Origin of the sequence: Azospirillum sp. BE72, from assembly GCF_031455875.1 — a bacterium.
GTDB lineage: Bacteria > Pseudomonadota > Alphaproteobacteria > Azospirillales > Azospirillaceae > Azospirillum.
In genome coordinates, this window is record NZ_JAVDTO010000023.1 from 25,211 (window position 1) to 43,309 (window position 18,099).

15 protein-coding genes are annotated in these 18,099 nt (G+C 68.6%); 7 read left to right on the top strand and 8 right to left on the bottom strand.

The window, feature by feature from the left end; genetic code table 11:
* The first annotated feature begins 121 nt into the window (after positions 1–121).
* Positions 122–1,348: a methyl-accepting chemotaxis protein gene (locus J2Y49_RS29795; protein ID WP_310119197.1), complete on the top strand. Its 1,227-nt coding sequence runs from the start codon at positions 122–124 to the stop codon at positions 1,346–1,348.
* Here the strand turns inward: J2Y49_RS29795 and J2Y49_RS29800 are convergent.
* Positions 1,333–2,142, bottom strand: a complete 810-nt coding sequence (locus J2Y49_RS29800; RefSeq protein ID WP_310119199.1) for a methyltransferase domain-containing protein — start codon at positions 2,140–2,142, stop codon at positions 1,333–1,335. The two genes, J2Y49_RS29795 and J2Y49_RS29800, sit on opposite strands and share 16 nt — an antisense overlap.
* A 54-nt stretch (positions 2,143–2,196) precedes the next feature.
* Here J2Y49_RS29800 and gloB point away from each other — a divergent pair, with 54 nt between their 5' ends.
* Positions 2,197–2,964, top strand: coding sequence for a hydroxyacylglutathione hydrolase (gloB, locus tag J2Y49_RS29805; protein ID WP_310119200.1), 768 nt, complete (start codon positions 2,197–2,199; stop codon positions 2,962–2,964).
* Between the two features lie 27 nt (positions 2,965–2,991).
* Here the strand turns inward: gloB and J2Y49_RS29810 are convergent, their stop codons facing one another.
* The 4 genes from J2Y49_RS29810 to J2Y49_RS29825 all read right to left on the bottom strand — a co-directional run bounded on the left by J2Y49_RS29810 (position 2,992) and on the right by J2Y49_RS29825 (position 8,313).
* Positions 2,992–5,736 (bottom strand): TIGR02302 family protein, encoded by a 2,745-nt coding sequence (locus tag J2Y49_RS29810; RefSeq protein ID WP_310119202.1) that lies wholly within the window; start codon positions 5,734–5,736, stop codon positions 2,992–2,994.
* 179 nt (positions 5,737–5,915) lie between these two features.
* Positions 5,916–6,854, bottom strand: a complete 939-nt coding sequence (locus J2Y49_RS29815) for a DMT family transporter (RefSeq protein WP_310119204.1) — start codon at positions 6,852–6,854, stop codon at positions 5,916–5,918.
* Positions 6,855–6,978: 124 nt separating this feature from the next.
* A complete protein-coding gene (locus tag J2Y49_RS29820; protein WP_310119206.1) occupies positions 6,979–7,530 on the bottom strand; it encodes a DUF2934 domain-containing protein in 552 nt (183 codons plus the stop codon).
* Between the two features lie 135 nt (positions 7,531–7,665).
* The gene (locus J2Y49_RS29825) at positions 7,666–8,313 is read right to left on the bottom strand and encodes a hypothetical protein (protein ID WP_310119207.1); all 648 of its coding nucleotides are present in this window, start codon (positions 8,311–8,313) and stop codon (positions 7,666–7,668) included.
* 188 nt (positions 8,314–8,501) lie between these two features.
* Between J2Y49_RS29825 and J2Y49_RS29830 the strand changes: the two genes are divergently transcribed.
* The 5 genes from J2Y49_RS29830 to J2Y49_RS29850 all read left to right on the top strand — a co-directional run bounded on the left by J2Y49_RS29830 (position 8,502) and on the right by J2Y49_RS29850 (position 13,505).
* Positions 8,502–10,067 carry an AAA family ATPase gene (locus J2Y49_RS29830; RefSeq protein ID WP_310119208.1) on the top strand — a complete coding sequence of 522 codons (1,566 nt, stop codon included), beginning with the start codon at positions 8,502–8,504 and terminating at the stop codon, positions 10,065–10,067.
* Positions 10,068–10,254: 187 nt separating this feature from the next.
* Positions 10,255–11,121 carry a universal stress protein gene (locus tag J2Y49_RS29835; RefSeq protein WP_310119209.1) on the top strand — a complete coding sequence of 289 codons (867 nt, stop codon included), beginning with the start codon at positions 10,255–10,257 and terminating at the stop codon, positions 11,119–11,121.
* 149 nt (positions 11,122–11,270) lie between these two features.
* The gene (locus J2Y49_RS29840) at positions 11,271–11,531 is read left to right on the top strand and encodes a hypothetical protein (RefSeq protein WP_149222668.1); all 261 of its coding nucleotides are present in this window, start codon (positions 11,271–11,273) and stop codon (positions 11,529–11,531) included.
* Between the two features lie 129 nt (positions 11,532–11,660).
* Complete coding sequence (locus tag J2Y49_RS29845) at positions 11,661–12,131, top strand: hemerythrin domain-containing protein (RefSeq protein ID WP_149222669.1); 471 nt, start codon at positions 11,661–11,663, stop codon at positions 12,129–12,131.
* 183 nt (positions 12,132–12,314) lie between these two features.
* Positions 12,315–13,505, top strand: coding sequence for a hypothetical protein (locus tag J2Y49_RS29850; RefSeq protein ID WP_310119210.1), 1,191 nt, complete (start codon positions 12,315–12,317; stop codon positions 13,503–13,505).
* Between the two features lie 3 nt (positions 13,506–13,508).
* On the opposite strand, the gene uvrC is transcribed toward J2Y49_RS29850, so the two are convergent.
* From uvrC to J2Y49_RS29865, 3 genes are all read right to left on the bottom strand, one after another.
* Entirely contained in the window at positions 13,509–15,383 is a 1,875-nt protein-coding gene (gene uvrC, locus J2Y49_RS29855) for an excinuclease ABC subunit UvrC (RefSeq protein WP_310119212.1), read from the bottom strand.
* A gap of 123 nt (positions 15,384–15,506) precedes the next feature.
* On the bottom strand, positions 15,507–16,562 hold the full coding sequence (locus J2Y49_RS29860) for a GMP reductase (RefSeq protein ID WP_310119214.1): 1,056 nt from the start codon (positions 16,560–16,562) through the stop codon (positions 15,507–15,509).
* Between the two features lie 363 nt (positions 16,563–16,925).
* On the bottom strand, positions 16,926–17,729 hold the full coding sequence (locus tag J2Y49_RS29865; protein ID WP_409017935.1) for a DeoR family transcriptional regulator: 804 nt from the start codon (positions 17,727–17,729) through the stop codon (positions 16,926–16,928).
* Between the last annotated feature and the right edge of the window lie 370 nt (positions 17,730–18,099).

The following is an 18,099-nucleotide window of genomic DNA, read 5'->3' on the forward strand; positions in this document are numbered from 1 at the left end:
ACTCTGCGTTTGTAAATGTTGCGTGTAGTGTCGGAAGATAACCAAAAACATGGCAGATGCTCTCCGTCCGGTGGGCGGGGCAGGGCCGGGAAGCACCAACCGAAGATAGGGGAGAAGCGCCTTGGACATCAGCGCTACCATCGCACAGGATCTCTGCGATGCCATCGGCCGTGAGCTGGACGCCGTCGTGTCCTTCATCGGCAAGGGCGGCACCGTCGCCGCCTCCACCGCGCGGGAGCGGATCGGCACCGGCCACCCGGCCGCGGCCGACATCGTCGCGCGGCGGTTGGACGAGCGTGCCGTCAGCCGGGAGGAGGCGGCCAAGTCGGGCGGCACGATGCGCGAGGGATACGCCATCGCCATCGACCTGGACGGCGAGCGGGTGGGGGCGCTGGCCGTCGCCGGGCCGGCCGACCAGGCCCGCCGCTTCGCCCGCCTCGCCCGTCATTGGGCGGTGGCGACCCTGCGGGCCGAGACGGCGGAGACCCGGCGCGTCGCCCTGATGCGCGACCTGTCCGACCGGGTGGAGCGGGAGGTCGGCGGGCTGGCCGCCGATTTGGCGGATGCCGGGCGCCGGCTGGACGCGGCGGTCGCCTCCGTCCGCACCGCCGGGACCGAGGGGCTGCGCCAGACCGCCGATGCCGCCGGTGCCGCGCGGGCCGTCGACGGGTCGGTCGGCGCCATCGCCGGCATGCTCGACCGGCTGGCCTCCACCTCCGACCAGATCTCCGGCGACACCAGCAAGGCGCGGGAGATCAGCCTGGAGGCGGCGTCCGACAGCGACCGCGCCACCACCGTCATGAACTCCCTGCGTTCCGCGGCGGAGCAGATCGCCAGCGTGGTGAAGCTGATCAACGCCATCGCAAGCCAGACCAACCTGCTGGCGCTCAACGCCACCATTGAGGCGGCCCGCGCGGGCGAGGCCGGGCGTGGTTTCGCCGTCGTCGCCAACGAGGTGAAGGCCCTGTCGCGCCAGACCGCCGACGCCACCAAGCAGATTGCCGATCAGGTCGCCAACCTGCAGAAGGAGACTGCTGCGGTGGACGAGGCGCTGGGCCGCATCCATTCCACCATCGGCTCGATCCAAGCGATCAACGGCACCGTCGCCGCCGCCATCGACGAACAGGCGTCGCTGACCGCCGAGGTGGCCCGCTCGCTCGACCGCTCCCGCCAGGATGCCATGGCGGCGGAACAGCGGATCGGCGACGCCGAACAGACGCTGGGCGGGGTGACGCGCACGCTGGACGAACTGGCGACGCTGAGCCAGACCATCGCGGCGCGGGCGGGAAGCCTGGGCAGCGGGCTGGGCAGCCGGTTGTCCGACGCCCTGCGTCAGGTCCGCGAGTAGGGCTGCCCGTCCGCCGGGTCGCCGCCGGGGCCGGTGATGATGCGGGCGCTGCCGCTTCGCGCGGCGGGGGCCGCACCGCCCGGCAGGGGCACGATCAGCCGGCGCTTCACCGGCTGCTGCGCCGCCCGGCGCGACACGCCGGCGAAGATCTGCTTCGACGCCTCGATCATCGTCACCCCGGCGAAGGCCTTGAACCAGCGCACGCCGACCTCTTCCCAGGCCGGCGCCGTCTTTTGCAGGAAATGCGAGCGCAGCGGCGGGATGAACAGGGCGTGGCGGGTGCGTTCCGGCACGAACATGGTGTCGCGCAGCACCTGCTTCAGCTGCGAGGCCGAATAGGGGAAGCCGTGGCCGAAGGGCGTCCAGTCGGCGCGCGCCCACAGGCCGCGGCGGTTCGGCACCACGGCCAGAACCCGGCCGCCGCCGGCCAGCACGCGCCAGATCTCGCGCATCATCGGCCGCAGCTGTTCCGTGCCCTCCAGCCCATGGACCAGCAGGACGCGGTCGATGGTGTTGTCGCCGAAGGGCAGGTCGGCCTCGTCGCCCAGCGCCACCATGCCCGGCCCTTCCGCCGGCCAGAAGCTGACGCCCTGGCTGGCCGGCATCACGGCGACCACCCGGTCCGCCTCGCCCATGAAGGGACGCAAGTACGGAGTGGTATAGCCGACGCCCAGCACGATCTGGTCGCGCACGTCCGGCCAGATGGTGCGGATGCGGCGGCGGATCATCCGCTGGGCCGTCCTGCCCAATCCGGACTCGTAGAACTCCCTCAGATCGACGATATCTGTGTACATGGTATCCCAAGCGTAACACGGGTTTCGTATCGCAACAGCAGGGAGTCCGCTGCCGTGGAGGTCATTCTCGTTCCGGCTTTCGCCGACAATTACATCTATGTGCTGCGCGACGCGGCATCCGGCAAGGTCGGCGTTGTCGATCCCGGCGACGCCGCCCCGGTGCAGGCCGAGCTGGAGCGCCGCGGCTGGACCCTGAGCCACATCTTCCTGACCCACCACCACAACGACCATATCGGCGGCGTGGCGGAGTTGAAGGCCCGACACCGCGCCACGGTGATCGGCGCCCGTGCCGACGCCCACCGCATTCCCGACCTCGACGTGGCGCTGAGCGACGGCGACCGCACGGTGTTCGGGGAGCAGACGGCCCGCGTCATCGCCGTTCCCGGCCACACCAGCGGCCACATCGCCTTCTGGTTCGAGGCGGCGGAGACGCTGTTCAGCGGCGATACCCTGTTCTCGCTCGGCTGCGGACGCCTGTTCGAGGGCACGCCCGCCCAGATGTGGGAGTCGCTGCAAGGCCTGCGGTCGCTGACCGATTCGACCCGCGTCTATTGCGGCCACGAATACACCCAGTCCAACGGTCGCTTCGCCCTGACCGTCGACCCGGACAATTCAGCCCTGCGGCAGCGCATGGAGGAGGTCGCGGCATTGCGCGAGCGCAACCAGCCGACAATTCCGACCACCATCGGCCTGGAACGCCGGACCAACCCCTTCCTGCGCGCCGACGACCCCGGCGTCCAGTCCGCCATCGGCCTGTCCGGCGCCCCGGCGGTGGAGGTCTTCACCGAACTCCGCCACCGCAAGGACCATTTCCGCGGGTAGGAGACGTCGTTCGGCCGCAGGTCCCGGTCAGAACTGCTTCAGCAGGCGGTCGATGTAGTTGCGTTCCTCCTGCGGGCGGCCGTACTGGCCGGAGCGGCGGCGGAGTTCGTCGAGGATTTCGCGGGCGCGCTGCAATTCCGACTGTTCCGGGATCTTCACGTCGTTGGAATCCTGCATGCCGTAACCGGACGGGCGGCGGCCCAGCGGGTCGCGGCCGCGGCCGTTCTGGCGCGGCATCTGGCCTTGCTGGCCCATCATGGCCGGACCCTGGCCCATCATCATCTGCTGGGCCATCTGTTCGGCCATGCCCTGCATGCCCTGCTGAAGCTGTTCCATCGCCTCGGTCTGCGACGGCACGGCGGCGCCGGGGGCGCCCCGCTGCAGGGCCTGGGCGGCGTCACGCATGGCGCGTTCGGCGCGGCCCAGCGGCTGGGGGATCTCGCCGCCCTGCTGCTCGCCCATGCGGCGCATCAGTTCGCCAAGCTGGCGGCGCAGGGCCTCCTGCTGTTCGGCCTGCTTCTGCAGGGTCGGGCTGCCAGGGTTTTGTTGGTTGTTCTGTTGGCCATTCTGCTGGCCGTTCTGATTGCGGCGCTGGTTGGGCTGGCGGTTGCGCGGTTGTTCGCCCTGCTGGCCCTGCTGCTGCTGGTCCATCGATTCCTGCGACTGGCGGAAGCTCTGGTCCAGAAGCTGCTGCTGCTGCTGCGCCAGCTTCTGCAACTGCTGCATCATCTCCCAGTTCTGGTTCTGCTGCTGGCCGTTCTGCTGGTTCATCTGGGCCATGGCGCCTGAGCGCATGTTCTCCAGCATCTGCTGCAGTTGGGACAGCATCTGGCGCGCGGCGTCGCGCGATCCCGTCTGCGCCATCTCGCGCATCTGGTCGAGCATCTGCTGCAGGTCGTTGCGGTCCGTCATCTGGTCGGCCATCTCTGGCGGAACCATGGGCAGCTGCTCGCCGCGCTGCAGCGCTTCCATCATCCGCTGTTCCATGGCGTCCAGGAACTTGTCGAGCGCCGCCTGCAACTCGTCCATCAGGCGGTTCAACTCCTCGTCCGACGCGTTCTTGTCCAGCGCTTCGGACAGCCGCTTCTCGGCGTCGCGCAGGTCCTTTTCGGCGAGAGACAGGCCGCCGTCCTCGATGCGCAGCGCGGTTTCCCACATCAGTTGCTGTAGCGGGGGGATGGCCTCGGCGCTCTCATCCAGCATCAGCCGGGCGATGGCGGTGCGCATCGACAGGAAGGCGACGATGTCGTCGCCATAGGTGCCGGGCCGGGCGGAGATCTCGGCCAGCGCGCGGGCGACCTGCACCCGCGAACCCTGCGGATTGCGGGTGAGGATCTTGCGCTGGTTCACGATGGCGCGGGCGACCGGGTGGTTGAAGGTCCGTTCCGGCAGGGTGATGGCCGCGTCCTCCGACCGGCCGGTCTGGCCGGCGCCGTCGGTGGCGGTCAGGCGCACGGTCACCGGCATGCCGGCCCAGGGGTGGGCGGTCAGGTCCTGGAAGGCGGTGCTGTGCGCCTCCTTCGGGCGGATGCCGGGCAGCGACAGCGCAAGCTCCAGCATCCCGGCGCTGTCCGCCTTCGCGTCCTCGGCCTTTTTCGTGTCCGCGTTCTTCCCGGTCCCGTCCGGTGCGATGGCGGTCGCCGGCGGAACGGCGGGGGCGAGGCGGATTTGCGCCTTCACCTCGGTCAAGCCGTAATCGTCGCGGGCGGCATAATCGAGCTTCAGGGCGCCGCGCTCCGCCGCCGAAGGCGGGCTGGCATGGGCGACGATGGGCGCACGGTCCGGCACCACCTGGATCGGCCAGGAACCGAGCGTGCGGCCACCCTGGGTGACGGAGATGCGGGTGCCGCCGGTCACCGGCCGTTGCACCTGGAAATTGGCGGAATCCACCGCCTCGAACGGGCCGGTCTGGTCGCCGGCCTCCAGGCTGGGAGTTCCGTTGCCGCCGGTGACGCGGGCCAGCACGAGGCTGCCCTGCGGAACCTGGACCGGCTGATCAGTCGGCTGCTGGCCGGGCGCCTGCCTGTTGGCTCCCTGCTGGCTGGCGTTCGCGTTTGCGGGGGTCGCAGTTGAGCCGGATTTCAGGAAGACCGGCGGCAACCCAGTGTACTCGGGCGGGTTGATCCAGAGATCGAGCGTCGCCGTGGCGATGGCGGTGCCGCCGTCCAGCCGCGGGGTCAGGGCGGCGGCCACCCGCGGGCGCCAATCGCCCCAGGCGGCGGCCCCCGCCACCACCAGCGCCAGGATCACAAGGGCGCGCAGGGCGTAGCGGTCATGCGACGGCACCTCGGTCCCCGGCCATGCGACGCGGAGGCTGCGCATCGCGGCGCGGGCGCGCTCCTGGTGCAGGCGCCACAGGGCCTGGGCCATCGGGTCGTTGCCGGCAGGACGGTCGCGCAGGGTGTGCAGCGGACGGTGGTCCAGTCCGCTGTCGCGCTCCAGCCGCCGTCGCGCCTCATCCTCCGCCGGGGCGTGGAAACGCCGGACCCCGATGACGAGCGACAGCAGGAAGGCCGCGGCGAGCGCCAGCAGCGCCAGCGCATGCAGCCACCCCGGCAACAGGATCAGCAGATTCAGCAGGGCCAGTGCCAGGAAGGCGCCCAGCACGGACAGCGGCGCCCACAGCGCCGGCCCAAGCCGTTCCCATAACAGCGCCGCGCGCGCCTGGGCCAGTCGGAAGCGCGGTTCCCGCACGCCATCGCCCTGCCGAATGCCGTCGGCAGGCCGGCTGTCGCCGGGTCCGGAGTCGCCGCGTCGCTCGTTCTGCTTCATGCCGCCCCCTCCGCGCCGAAATGCAGCCGGTCCGCCGCCGCCCACCGATACTGCTGCGCACGCCAATCATATAGGCGCCGCCGATGGATTTTGCCCACCGGCGCGATGGTACAGCCCATCATTGCGCAATGGCGAAACTATGGCGCGAAAATCCGTTGCCGGAACAGGCGCTTGGGTGGTCAGTCGCCGTCGCCGGGCGGCAGCGGCTGCGTCGGGGTGGCGCGGCGCCGGGTCTCGCGATGCAGGATGTACAGGCCGCTCGCCATCACCACCGCGGCCCCGATCACCATGGTGCCGGTCGGCACTTCCCCCCACATCAGCCAGCCGAAGCCGACCGCCAGCAGAAGCGAGGTGTAGTTCAGCGGCGCCACCACCGCGGCCGGCGCCAGCGAATAGGCTCGCGTCAGCGCCAGCTGCCCGCAGCCGCCCAGCAGGCCGGTCGCCACCAGCAGAAGCCAGTCCATCGGCTCCGGCGTGACCCAGGAAAAGGGGAGGGTCAACCCCAGCAGGACGGTGGTCAGCAGTGTGAAATAGAAGACGATGGTGTCCGGCGGCTCCGTCCGGCTCAACTGGCGGATGGCGATCATCGCCAGCGCGTTGGTCAGCGCGCCGGCTAGCGCGATGATGGCCCCCAGGTTCAGCACGTCGCCGCTGGGCTGCACGATGATCAGCACGCCGGCGAAGCCGACCAGCACCGCGCTCCAGCGGTGGATGCCGACCTTCTCGCTGAGCAGTGGGACGGAGAGCGCAGTGAGGAACAGCGGGGCGGCGAAGTTCAGCGCGATGGCATCGCCCAGCGGCAGCAGGTGGAACGACCAGAACATGGCGACCATGGTGGTCAGCCCGATCAGCGACCGTCCCATATGGCCCCAGGGGTGGCGCGTGTACAGCGTGGACGCGAAGCCCTTGCCCAGATGGATCGACAGGCAGACCGGGATCAGCGCGAACAGGCTGCGGAAGAACATCACTTCGGTCACCGGGAAGCGATCCATCAGGAGCTTCGCCAGGACGTTCATCAGCGAGAAGAACAGCACCGACGCCAGCATCGAACCGATGCCGAGCGGGGTGTTGTCGATGCGCTTGTGCGGTTTGGAGAGGGTTTGCGGCGGGACTGTCACGGTGCCCCGAGCCTACCAAGCGAAACCGCCCGCGTCACGGTGTCGCGACGCGGGCGGTCATGTCCGCGGGGTATGGCGGCGTTGCGAAAACCCGCCCGACCCGCCGTCTAACTGGCTGAGGAGCTTAAACTTTGAACAGGCCGGTGATCTCGGCCTCGGCGCGCAGCCAGTGCTCCTGCTCGCATCCTTCCGGGCGGCCGTCCTCTTCCCAGATCTGATAGGCGCGTTCCTGGATCATCCGGTTGCGCTGGCCGCTCAGCAGGCCCTCGGCGATGTTCATGTTCAGGCGGGCCAGCGAGACCAGCTTGCTCGTCTCGATGGCGCCCTGGGTCGCCAGCATGGTGGTGGAGACGACATACTGCGCCAGATTGCGCAGGTTGGCCTTCACCTCAGGCTCGACCGGGCAGTCGTCGTTCAGCAGGACGGTCTTGATCGCGATCCACAGCTTCAGGTTCTGGTCCAGCGCGATGTTGACCTTGTCCGGATCCGGCGAATCCGATTCCAGAAGGCTGCTGGCCGCCTGCAGCAGGACGATGCTGTCCTGTTCCACCGACGCGAAGTTGGTCCGCAGAATGGTGTCGGCCCAGCTTTCCACCGGCGCTTCGAACACGGGTGCGGCAGCGGAAGGAGCGGTTGCGGGAGCAGCGGAGGCGGCGGTCTTGCGCTTGGTGGCCATGGTGGGTTCCCCGGGGAGCGTTCGGTCCGAACCCACTTGAGCCAACCATGTTTAAAATGCAGTTAAGACGCTACTGCCGCGCGCGTTTTCCCACCGCCAGACGCCGCGACACGATGTCCTGTCGCGCCGGCGGGGTCAGGGGCCGCCGAAAGGCAAACGGTAATAAAAGCCAAAGACGTTGTTGGTTCCCGCCGCCGGATCCCCTGCGGCGGCATCATTGACGATGCGGCTGTAGCCCAGGCTGAAGCGGGAGTTGTTGTCGAATTGATATCCCAGTTCCAGCTGCGAGCGGAATTCGGTGGTGGGCGCGCCGTCCCGCCGCACGGTGGGCAGGGTGCCGGCGCCGACACTGGGCGTGAAGACGAAGGAGCCGAGCGGGATGTCGATCAGCACGCCGCCCATGATGCCGGCCAGCCCGCCGGAAACACCTGCGCTTCCCGTGCCGGGCAGCCCGCCGGCCAGCCCGGTCACGGCGCCACGCGGGGTCAGGCTGCTTCCAGTGCCCGGCCCGATCCAGGGCTGCACGCTGGCGTAGCCCTCGATCTGCGGGATCAGCGAGGTGCCGATCCTCATCTTGCTGTTGAGGACGGTGAGGCTGCTGTCTGCCGGCGGCTGCAGGCTGTAGGCGAGGCCGCCCAGCGCCCAATTGCCGAATCGCCCGTCGGCGTCGATGATCTCCGCGGCAACTGGTCCCGCAAGGATGCAGACGAGCGCACCGGCGACCGCGCCGGTCCGGGCCGCGGCGGGCATGCTGTGCGTCAGGCGGCTGAACAGGCGGTTCACGGGCACCCTCCGGTGACGCGTCGGCTCAAATAAGCAGTCCCGACCATGCGGTCCGGCCACTATAACGATGGGGCGTGGCCCTCGTCCCATGGTGTATCGGCGCTACCCCTAGGATGTCGTGACTGGCATCGGCGTTTCAACCATGAAAGCAGGAGCGGGGCGGGGCGCGGCTCTGTTACCATCACGTCATGACCGCACATCCCGTCGATCGGCGCCCGAGCCCGCGGCAGGGCCATGGCCAGCAGGAAGAGGCGATCGCCTTCCTGGGCGATCCGCACAGCCATGGCGGTCAGGCGGTGGAGCGGATCGACACCCATGCCGCCCTGGTTTTCCTGGCCGGTGACCGCGCGTTGAAGCTGAAGCGCGCGGTGCGCTATCCCTATCTCGATTACTCGACGGTGGAGAAGCGCCACGCCGCCTGTCTTGCTGAACTGGCGATCAACCGCCGCACCGCGCCTGCGCTCTATCGGGACGTGGTGGCACTCCGCCGCGGCGCCGACGGGCGGCTGTTCCTGGATGCCGGCGACGGCGCAGGCGAGGCGGTCGATTGGCTGGTGTCGATGACGCGTTTCCCGGACGACGCGCTGCTCGACCGCATGGCGGAGCGGCACCTGCTGACCCCCGACCTGATGCGCCGGCTGGCCGAACGGATCGCCGCCTTCCATCGCGAGGCCGCCCCCAGGCCGGATGGCGGCGGCGCGGAGGCGATGCGGGCGGTCGCCGACGGCAATCTGGAGGATCTGCGCGCCTCCCCCGACCTGTTCCCCGAAGCCCTGGTGGCACGGCTGGCGGGGCACACCGCCGCGGCGCTCGACCGGCTGGCGCCGCTGCTGGAGGAGCGGCGGCGGACCGGCTTCGTCCGGCACGGGCATGGCGACCTGCATCTGCGCAACATCGTCCTGCTGGACGGCGAGCCGACCCTGTTCGACGCCATCGAGTTCGACGAGGCGCTGGCGGTCGCCGACGTCTTCTACGACCTCGCCTTTCTCTTGATGGATCTCGACCACCGGGGGTTGCGGCCGCTCGGCAACGTGGTGCTGAACCGATATCTGGAGGAGACGGGGGATTATGGTGGGCTGGCGGCGCTGCCGCTGTTCCTGTCGCTTCGCGCAGCTGTGCGGGCCAAGGTGCTGGCCGCCGCACTGCGGCTGGGTGGCACCGCTTCCGGTCTGGCGGAGGTGGCGCGGCGGTATCTGGATCATGCGCTTGCGGCGCTCGACCCGGCACCGGCGCGGCTGGTCGCTGTCGGCGGCCTGTCCGGCACCGGCAAGACGCGCCTTGCCGAAGGGCTCGCCCCCGGCCTGGGACCGGCGCCCGGTGCGGTGGTCCTGCGCACGGACGTGCTGCGCAAGCGGCTGTGCGGCGTGTCCGACACCGACCGGCTGCCGGAGGGCGGCTATGCCCCGGCCGTGACGGAGCGGGTCTATGCCGAACTGTACCGGCGGGCCGCCGCCGTGTTGGCCGCCGGGCATGCGGTGCTGGTCGATGCGGTCAGCGCCCGGCCGGAGGAGCGCTGCCGCCTCGCCTCGGTCGCCGCGGATGCCGGCGTGCGATTCGACGGGATTTGGCTGGAGGCGCCGTTGACCGCACGGGTGGAGCGTGTGGCCAATCGTCGCAACGACGCGTCAGACGCCACCGCCGACGTGGTGGAACGGCAGGAAAGCTATGATTTGGGCACAATCGATTGGACGCGCCTGGATGCTGGCAGGGTTGCAGCGGATGTGCTGGACGACGCCCGCGCAAGCTTGGCCTAATTCCAGGACGGACAACATGTTAAGGGCCGAATGTCGAAAGTCGACGGCTCCGCCCCGGGCCGTGGACCGTTACGACCATACCGGTATGATGATGGGGCGAACGACGGCACGGTGAATGCCCCGCCGCACCGGCGGGCGGACCGGAGCCGTCCGGGAAGGGCCGCTCGAACCGGTCCGGGAGGAGTCCATGACCTACAAGACCATCCTTGTGCCGCTGTGCGGCAGTGACAACGATCCGGTGGCCCTCAAAGGCGCGGTCGCGGTTGCGAAGGATTTCGACGCGCATATCGTCGCCCTGTTCGTGCGCCTCGACCCGCGCGATGCCGTGCCGATGCTGGGCGAGGGCATGTCCGGCGCCATGGTGGACGAGATCATGCGCGCGGCGGAGTCGGAGTCGAACAACCATCGCGCCGCCGCGCGCCGGCATTTCGACACGGTGATCGCCGAAGCCGGGATCGAGCTGCGCGACGTCCCCGGCGGGGTGGAGGCGCCGTCCGCCGCCTGGCGCGAGGTCGTCGGGCGGGTTGAGGATTTGGTGCCGGCGGAAGGCCGCCTGTCCGACCTGATCGTCTGCGCCCACACCTCCATCGAGGCCGATACCCAGGGCTACACCACCATGGAAACGGCGCTGCTGGGCTCCGCCCGGCCGGTGTTGCTGGTGCCGAAGGATCTGCCGGCGGAGATCGGCCGCACCGTCGCCGTCGCCTGGAACGGCAAGGCGGAGGCGACCCGCGCCGTCGCCGCGGCACTGCCCTTCCTGCGCAGCGCCGAGCGCGCGGTGGTGCTGACCGCCGAGACCTCGGTGACGGAGGCCGCGACAGGACGCCGCATTACCGATTATCTCGCTTGGCAAGGCGTTAACCCTGAGTTAACTATATTGCATCCGGGATCGGAACCCGTTGGGGAGACGGTCACCAAGAAAGCCGTGGAGCTGGGCGCCGACCTGCTTGTTATGGGCGGCTATGGCCACAGCCGGATGCGGGAAATGATCCTGGGCGGTGTCACGCGCTACGTGCTGAACCACGCCGGGCTGCCGGTTCTGATGGCTCACTGATCTTTGCCGGTCTTCGGCCGCGCGGCATCCCCGCCGCCCAATCGGGCGGGGATGCCCTGCGGCGACGGCCGTTTCAAGGCGGGCGTTCCAGCCGAACCGATCCGCCCCTGTCCGCAGGGAGGCCCGGCCGTTCCTGGGAGGAACGCGCCATGTTGACGATCAAGGACTGCATCGCGCTGAGCGATCTCACCGAAGCCGAGATCGACGCGATTGCCGAACACGAACATCTGCCGGAAATGGTTGCGGTGGAGATGGGCCATTGCCTTGCCCACTGCCCCGGCGGGCCCGACCGCATCGCCCATATCATCGCCGACGACATCGCGGAGGCCTGTGCCCACGGGCAGGTCGCCCATGCGGTAGAGCTGATGCACACACTGCGGGAATTCGTGGAAACGCATCCGCAGGGCTGAAAGGGCCGCAGGGCTGAAAGGGCGGCGCCGGTCGCCGGGAACAGTCCGGCCGCGGCGGGGTTCTATTGGCAAGCTTTTTCGCGACCGCTCTCAGGCGGCCGCCCCCGACAATTGCCAAGGACCCCGACGATGGCCAGCAAGACCACCGGTACCCAGGCCGATATCTTCGCCCGCATCAAGACCGATCACGACACCATCCGCAGCCTTCTCGATCAGACCGAGAAGGCCAACGGCAGCGGTCGCGCCGTGTTCGAGGAGCTGCAGCGCGAGCTGTGGGCCCACTCCAAGGTCGAGGAAGGCGTGTTCTACGCCTCGCTGAAGAAGGCCAAGGAGGCGAAGTCTGAAACCATCGAGGGGCTGAACGAGCATCACCTGATCAACGGCCTGCTGGACGAGTTGAACGCGATGAAGACCAGCGACAGCGGCTGGAAGGAAAAGCTCCAGGTTCTGGGCGAACTGGTCCGCCACCACCTGGACGAGGAGGAGGAGGAGCTGTTCGAGGAGGCCAAGGACGTCCTCGACGACTCCCGCGCCGCAGAGTTGGGCAGCGTCTACGCCGACCGCAAGAAGCACATGATGGCGGGGCTGGCGCCGCTGTAAAGGCGGGCTTCCACTCCCGTTCGGTTGCCGCCGGTCGGTAAAAGGGCCATATCTGGACCTTTCTGGAACTGGCCGGCGGTGTCGATGTCAAAGCGTATCTGCGTCAAGCGAGTGCTCCCGTTGCGGGCCGGACGGTTTCGCAGCGCCGCACTGGCGGCGGTCGTCTTCGGGATTTCCGCCGTCATGACCCTTCCCGCCTCTGCCGCTCCCGTCCCTCCGGCGAAGGACCTGGCTCAGAAGACCTGCGCCACGCTCGCGTCGCGGGTCGATGAGGTCTCGGGGCGCGGGCCGCTGTTTCTGCGCAGCTACGACAATTCCTACGCCCCCGGCCCCACTTCGGAGCCGGCGCTGTCCAACGCCGCCTTCACCTACGACAACGCGCTGGCGATCATGGCGCTGACCGCCTGCGGCCGGCAGGACCGTGCCTTGCGCATCGGCGAGGCGCTGCTGGATGCGGTGTCGCTCGATCGCGCCGGCTGGAAGGGACGGCTGCGCAATACCTACAGGGCGGGCGCGCAGAAACAGCGGCCGATCCCGCCCAACGGCTGGTGGGATGCCGTCGGCAACCATTGGGGCGAGGACCCCTATCAGGTCGGCACCGCGACCGGCAACGTCGCCTGGGCCGGGCTGGCTCTGCTGACGCTGGCGGAGTCGACCGGCCAAACCCGGTTCCGCGACGGTGCGGGCGAACTGGCGCGCTGGGTGGTCGAGCACACCCGCGATCCGCGCGGCCCCGGCGGCTTCAACGGCGGCCTGCAGGGGTTCGACGACGCGCCGCAGCCGCTGACCTGGAAATCGACGGAGCACAACACCGACCTCGTTGCCCTGTTCGGCTGGCTCGGCGGCGATTTTGCCGGTCCGGAGCGCGAGGCGCGCGCCTTCCTCGACACGCTGTGGACGGCCGGCGGCGACCATTTCCCCATCGGCACCGGGCCGGACGGCGTGACGGTCAGCACCTCCACCTCCGGTCTCGACGCCCAGCTCTGGCCGCTGCTGCTGCCGAAGGCGCCGGAGCCCTGGCGTGCCGCGCTGTCCTATGCCGAGCGCGCCCATGGCGCCGATGGCGGCTTTGACTTCAACGACGACCGCGACGGCATGTGGGTGGAGGGCACGGCGCAGGCGGCGCTCGCCTACCGCGTCGTCGGCCGCCGTGCCGATGCGGACCGGCTGTTCGGCGAATTGCTGAAGGAGATCAGCCCCGGCGGCTATCTCTACGCCACCCGGCCGCAGGTGCTGTCGACCGGCCTTGCCATCGGACCGGACAGCAAGACCGACGACTTCCTCTATTACCGCCGCCCGCATCTGGGCGCCACCGCCTGGGCGGCGCTGGCGGCGCTGGGCTGGAACCCGTTCACGGGGAAGGCGGTGCCGTAACTCCTATCCGTGGAAATGCTCGTAGAGCTTCCGCGCAATGGCCTCGCTGATGCCCGGGGCGGCTTCCAGATCCTTCAATCCGGCGGATGCCACGGCGGTGGCGCTGCCGAAATGGTGGAGCAGCGCCTTCTTGCGGGTCGGACCGATGCCGGGAATGCCATCGATGCGCGTGTGCGACATCGCCTTCATGCGGCGGGCGCGGTGGCTGTCGATGGCGGTACGGTGGGCCTCGTCGCGCAGCCTTTGCAGGAAATGCAGCACCGGGTCATTGGGCGCCAGGGTCAGCGGCGGCTGGCCGGGGCGGAAGAATCGCTCGCGCCCGGCATTGCGGTCCGGCCCCTTGGCGATGGCGACCAGCGGGATATCGGTGATCTGCAGCATCGCCAGTTCGTCCTTCACCGCATTCAACTGCCCCAGCCCGCCGTCGATCAGGACGAGGTCGGGCCATTGCCCGGAATCGCGGCCGGCCTCGCTGCTGCGGTGGAAACGGCGGGTGAAGGTCTCGCGCAGCATGGCGTAATCGTCGCCGGCGGCCTCAGGATCGCGGATGTGGAAGCGGCGGTAGGCGTTGCGCTGGAACCCCTCCGGCCCGGCCACCACCATCGCGCCGACCGGGAACGAGCCCTGGATGTGAGAGGTGTCGTAGATCTCGATGCGGCGCGGGGCGGCGGGCAGGCCGAAGACGCGCGCCACCCCCTCCAGCAGCGTTGCCTGGGTGGACCGTTCGGCCAGCCGGCGGCCTAGAGCGTCGCGGGCGTTGGTCTGCGCGTGTTCGACCGCGCGGCGCTTCGCCCCGCGCTTCGGGCATTCCACGGCGACGCGGTGGCCGGCTGACAGGCTCAGTGCTTCCTCCAGCAACTCCGGTGACTCGACCGGGTCGCTCAGCAGCAGCAAGGCCGGCGGCGGGGTGTCGGCATAGAGTTGGGCGGCGAAGGCGGCCAGGATGTCGCCGGGTTCCTCCTCCGCGTCGATGCGGGGGAAGAAGGCACGGGTGCCCTGGTTGCGCCCGCCGCGGAAGAAGAAGGCCTGGACGCAGGCCGCGCCTCCTTCGCGGTGCAGGGCCAGAACGTCGGCATCGCCCAGCGTGTCCTCCAGATTGATGTCCTGGCGGCTCTGCAGCGCGGTCAGGGCGCGGATGCGGTCGCGCCAGCGGGCGGCGTCCTCATATTCCAGCCGGTCGGAACAGTCGGTCATGTGGCGGGCGAATTCCGCCTGCACCTCCGCACTGCGGCCGGACAGCACATCGCGCACGCCCTGCACCTGATCAGCGTATTCCTCCTCGCTGACGCGGCCGACGCAGGGGGCGGAGCAGCGCTTGATCTGGTGTTGCAGGCAGGGGCGGGTGCGCGAGGCGAATACCCCGTCGTCGCAGGTCCGCAGCAGGAAAGCGCGCTGCAGGGCGGCGATGGTCATGCCGACCAGATGCGGCGAGGCGTAGGGGCCGAACAGGTCGGAGTCCCGGCGGTTGCCCTTGCCTGTCGTGCCGCGGCGCTCGGCGCTGCCGCGATGTTGCATCAGGCGGGGGAAGTCGTGTCCTTTTCCGATGACGATATAGGAGAAGGAGCGGTCGTCCTTCACCAGGATGTTGAAGGGCGGCAGCAGGCTGCGGATCAGGTTCGCTTCCAGCAGCAGCGCCTCGGCCTCGGTGTGGGTGGTGACGAATTCCATGGACCGGGTCAGCGACACCATCCGCCGGGTGCGGTTGGGCAGCCCGTCGGTCCGGGTGTAGCTGGCCACCCGCCGCTTCAGGTTCTTCGCCTTGCCGACATAAAGGACCGACCCGTCGGCCGCCAGCATCCGATAGACGCCGGGCGTGTCCGGCAGGGTCGGCAATTGGGCGCGGATGACGTCCGCTCCGCTGCCGGGCACCCCGTCCATAAGCACTCTCGTTCCCGCAAAGTCCGATTCGCCGCTCACCCAATCAGTAGAACGGAACGGGACCAAGAGACAAGAATCGGACGACGTGTCCGGCAGGGATCAGCCATGCGGCACCGGCGCGGATCAGCCCCCGAACACGGTGTTCAACTGGGCGCCGACGCGGACGAAGGTGGTGCGTTTCGGCACCTCCTTCAGCCGGGTGGCGCCGATGTAGGTCATCATGCTGCGCACGCCGCCCATGATCTCCTGCATCGTGTTCTCCACCGGGCCGCGATAGGGGACATCCACCGTCTTGCCTTCCGAGGCACGGTAGGAGGCGACGCCGCCGGAATATTTGTGCATCGCCGTGTCCGACGACATGCCGTAGAAGGTCATGGCGACGGGCACGCGGTTGCCGTCGCGGTCCTCGTAGCGGACCTCGCCCTCGCACTCGTCATGGCCGGCCAGCATGCCGCCCAGCATGACGAAGTCGGCGCCGGCGCCATAGGCCTTGGAGATGTCGCCCGGCACCGTGCAGCCGCCGTCGCCGCAGACCTGTCCCTTCAGCCCGTGCGCGGCGTCGGCGCATTCGATGATGGCCGACAGCTGGGGATAGCCGACGCCGGTCATCTTGCGGGTGGTGCAGACCGACCCCGGCCCGATGCCGACCTTGACGATGTCGGCGCCGGCCAGCAGCAGCGCCTCCGTCATGTCGCCGGTGACGACGTTGCCGGCCATGATGACAGTGTCCGGATTCTCCTCGCGCAGGCGGGCGATCACCTCGACGAAGCGCTCGGTATAGCCGTTGGCGACGTCCAGGCAGATCTTCCCCACCGGCGCCTTGGCCTTCACCGCCTGGAACTTGTCGTGGTCGGCGTCGGCGATGCCCATCGAATAGAAGACGTTCGACTGCACGGTGGACTCCGCCTCCTCGCGGAAGAAGGCGGCCAACTCGTCAGCCTTGTAGTGCTTGTGCAGGGCGGTCATGGCGCCGAAGCGCGACAGCGCACGCGCCATGCCCATGCTGCCGGTGACGTCCATGTTTGCGGCGATCAGCGGGAAGCCGGTCCAGTCGCGCTGGGTGTGCAGGAAGGTGAAGGTCCGGTTGACGTCCACGTCATTGCGGCTCTGCAGCGTGCTGCGTTTCGGCCGGATCAGCACATCCTTGAAGTCGAGCTTGAGGTCGCTTTCGATGATCACCGCACACCTACTCATCTCTGTTTGCCGGGCCAACCGCTTGCACAAGGCCCAACATCACAGAGTGGAGGCGATGCCCCGCTTCGGCAAGCGGCATCGGGGTCGCAGACGGGGCATGGATGCTTGAGTTCAGGGCGACGGCTTTGCGTTTCGGATGCCCTTCTCCCCTTGTGGGAGAAGGGTTGGGATGAGGGGTGCAGGCGACTGGAAGTCAAAGGGAGTCAACGGTTTGCTACCCCTCACCCCAACCCCTCTCCCACAAGGGGAGAGGGGCTTTGTCAGCGGGCAAACATCAATCCAATGGCTGTGGGGCCAGGATCGGTCTGATTCTTTTGAAGCTGTTTCAACGAAACGGAGGCTTCCGCGTCAGTCCTCGGAGTCTTCGCTGTCCCCGTTGGACGCCTCGGTGCCGTCGGCGACGTGGACCTGGCAGTCGGCGTTGCCCAGCACTTCCATCAGTTCCGGCGGCGGCAGGCGGTCGGTGAACAGGGCGTCGAGCACGCTGACGTCGGCCATGCGGATCATGGCGTTGCGGCCGAACTTGGTGTGGTCGGTGACCAGGAAGACGCGGCGCGAGCTTTCGATGATGGCGCGGGCGACGCGGACCTCCTGCTCGTCGTAGTCCAGCAGGTCGCCTTCGGAATCGATGCCGCTGATGCCGATGATGCCGATGTCGACCTTGTAGCGGCGGATGAACTCCACCGTCGCCTCGCCGATGATGCCGCCGTCGCGCTCGCGCACGAGACCGCCGGCGATCGACAGGGCGAAGCTGGTGTTCTTGTGCAGGATGGTGGCGACGTTCAGGTTGTTGGTCAGAACCCGCAGCCGCTTGTGGCCGAGCAGCGCCTGGGCCACCGCCTCCGTCGTCGTGCCGATGTTGAGGAACAGCGAGGCGTCCTCCGGCACATGGCGGGCGACCAGTTCGGCGATGCGGCGCTTTTCCTCCGCCATCAGGGTCTGGCGGGTGGAATAGGCGATGTTCTCCACGCTCGACGGCACGGTGACGCCGCCGCGGAAGCGCCGGACGGCGGACTGGCCGGCCAGATGTTCGATATCGCGGCGGATGGTCTGCGGCGTAACGTCGAAATGTTCGGCCAGCCACTGAATCTGAACCATGCCCTTGGCATGGACCAGGGTCACGATCTCCTGCTGGCGGCGTTCGGCGTCCAGGCGCGCGTCCATCGGGGGGCTGTCTCCGGTCTTTGAAGGGGCGTCAGTGAATCAGATGTGCGGAATGGGTCAAAGCGAAAAGCGGGTGACTGCGCCGCCGCCGGTCGATCCGCCGCAGAGCGCGAGCCTCACCGTAAGGGCAAGACTGTTTGCTAGACAAGCATATTCGGTAACGAAAGCGCACCGCCATTCGAAGGTAGTCCGACGACCTGCCGCGCTCATCGTCCCGCTCACGTCCCCCCTCCATTTCCCCGTAGCCAGCGGGAGCAAACCGGCGTAGCGTCAAAGCATGGTCCGCTGAACAAACATTTTCCTTTTCAACCGCGAACGAACATCATATGTTCCGAAACGAAAGCAGCCGGGTTCGCGA

What these genes read in the sequence shown, in the direction of transcription:
- J2Y49_RS29800 (WP_310119199.1), bottom strand. Translation starts at nt 2,142, where the DNA reads ATGTACACAGATATCGTCGATCTGAGGGAGTTCTACGAGTCCGGATTG.
- J2Y49_RS29810 (WP_310119202.1), bottom strand. Translation starts at nt 5,736, where the DNA reads ATGAAGCAGAACGAGCGACGCGGCGACTCCGGACCCGGCGACAGCCGG.
- J2Y49_RS29820 (WP_310119206.1), bottom strand. Translation starts at nt 7,530, where the DNA reads ATGGCCACCAAGCGCAAGACCGCCGCCTCCGCTGCTCCCGCAACCGCT.
- J2Y49_RS29830 (WP_310119208.1), top strand. Translation starts at nt 8,502, where the DNA reads ATGACCGCACATCCCGTCGATCGGCGCCCGAGCCCGCGGCAGGGCCAT.
- J2Y49_RS29835 (WP_310119209.1), top strand. Translation starts at nt 10,255, where the DNA reads ATGACCTACAAGACCATCCTTGTGCCGCTGTGCGGCAGTGACAACGAT.
- J2Y49_RS29840 (WP_149222668.1), top strand. Translation starts at nt 11,271, where the DNA reads ATGTTGACGATCAAGGACTGCATCGCGCTGAGCGATCTCACCGAAGCC.
- J2Y49_RS29845 (WP_149222669.1), top strand. Translation starts at nt 11,661, where the DNA reads ATGGCCAGCAAGACCACCGGTACCCAGGCCGATATCTTCGCCCGCATC.
- J2Y49_RS29850 (WP_310119210.1), top strand. Translation starts at nt 12,315, where the DNA reads ATGACCCTTCCCGCCTCTGCCGCTCCCGTCCCTCCGGCGAAGGACCTG.
- uvrC (WP_310119212.1), bottom strand. Translation starts at nt 15,383, where the DNA reads ATGGACGGGGTGCCCGGCAGCGGAGCGGACGTCATCCGCGCCCAATTG.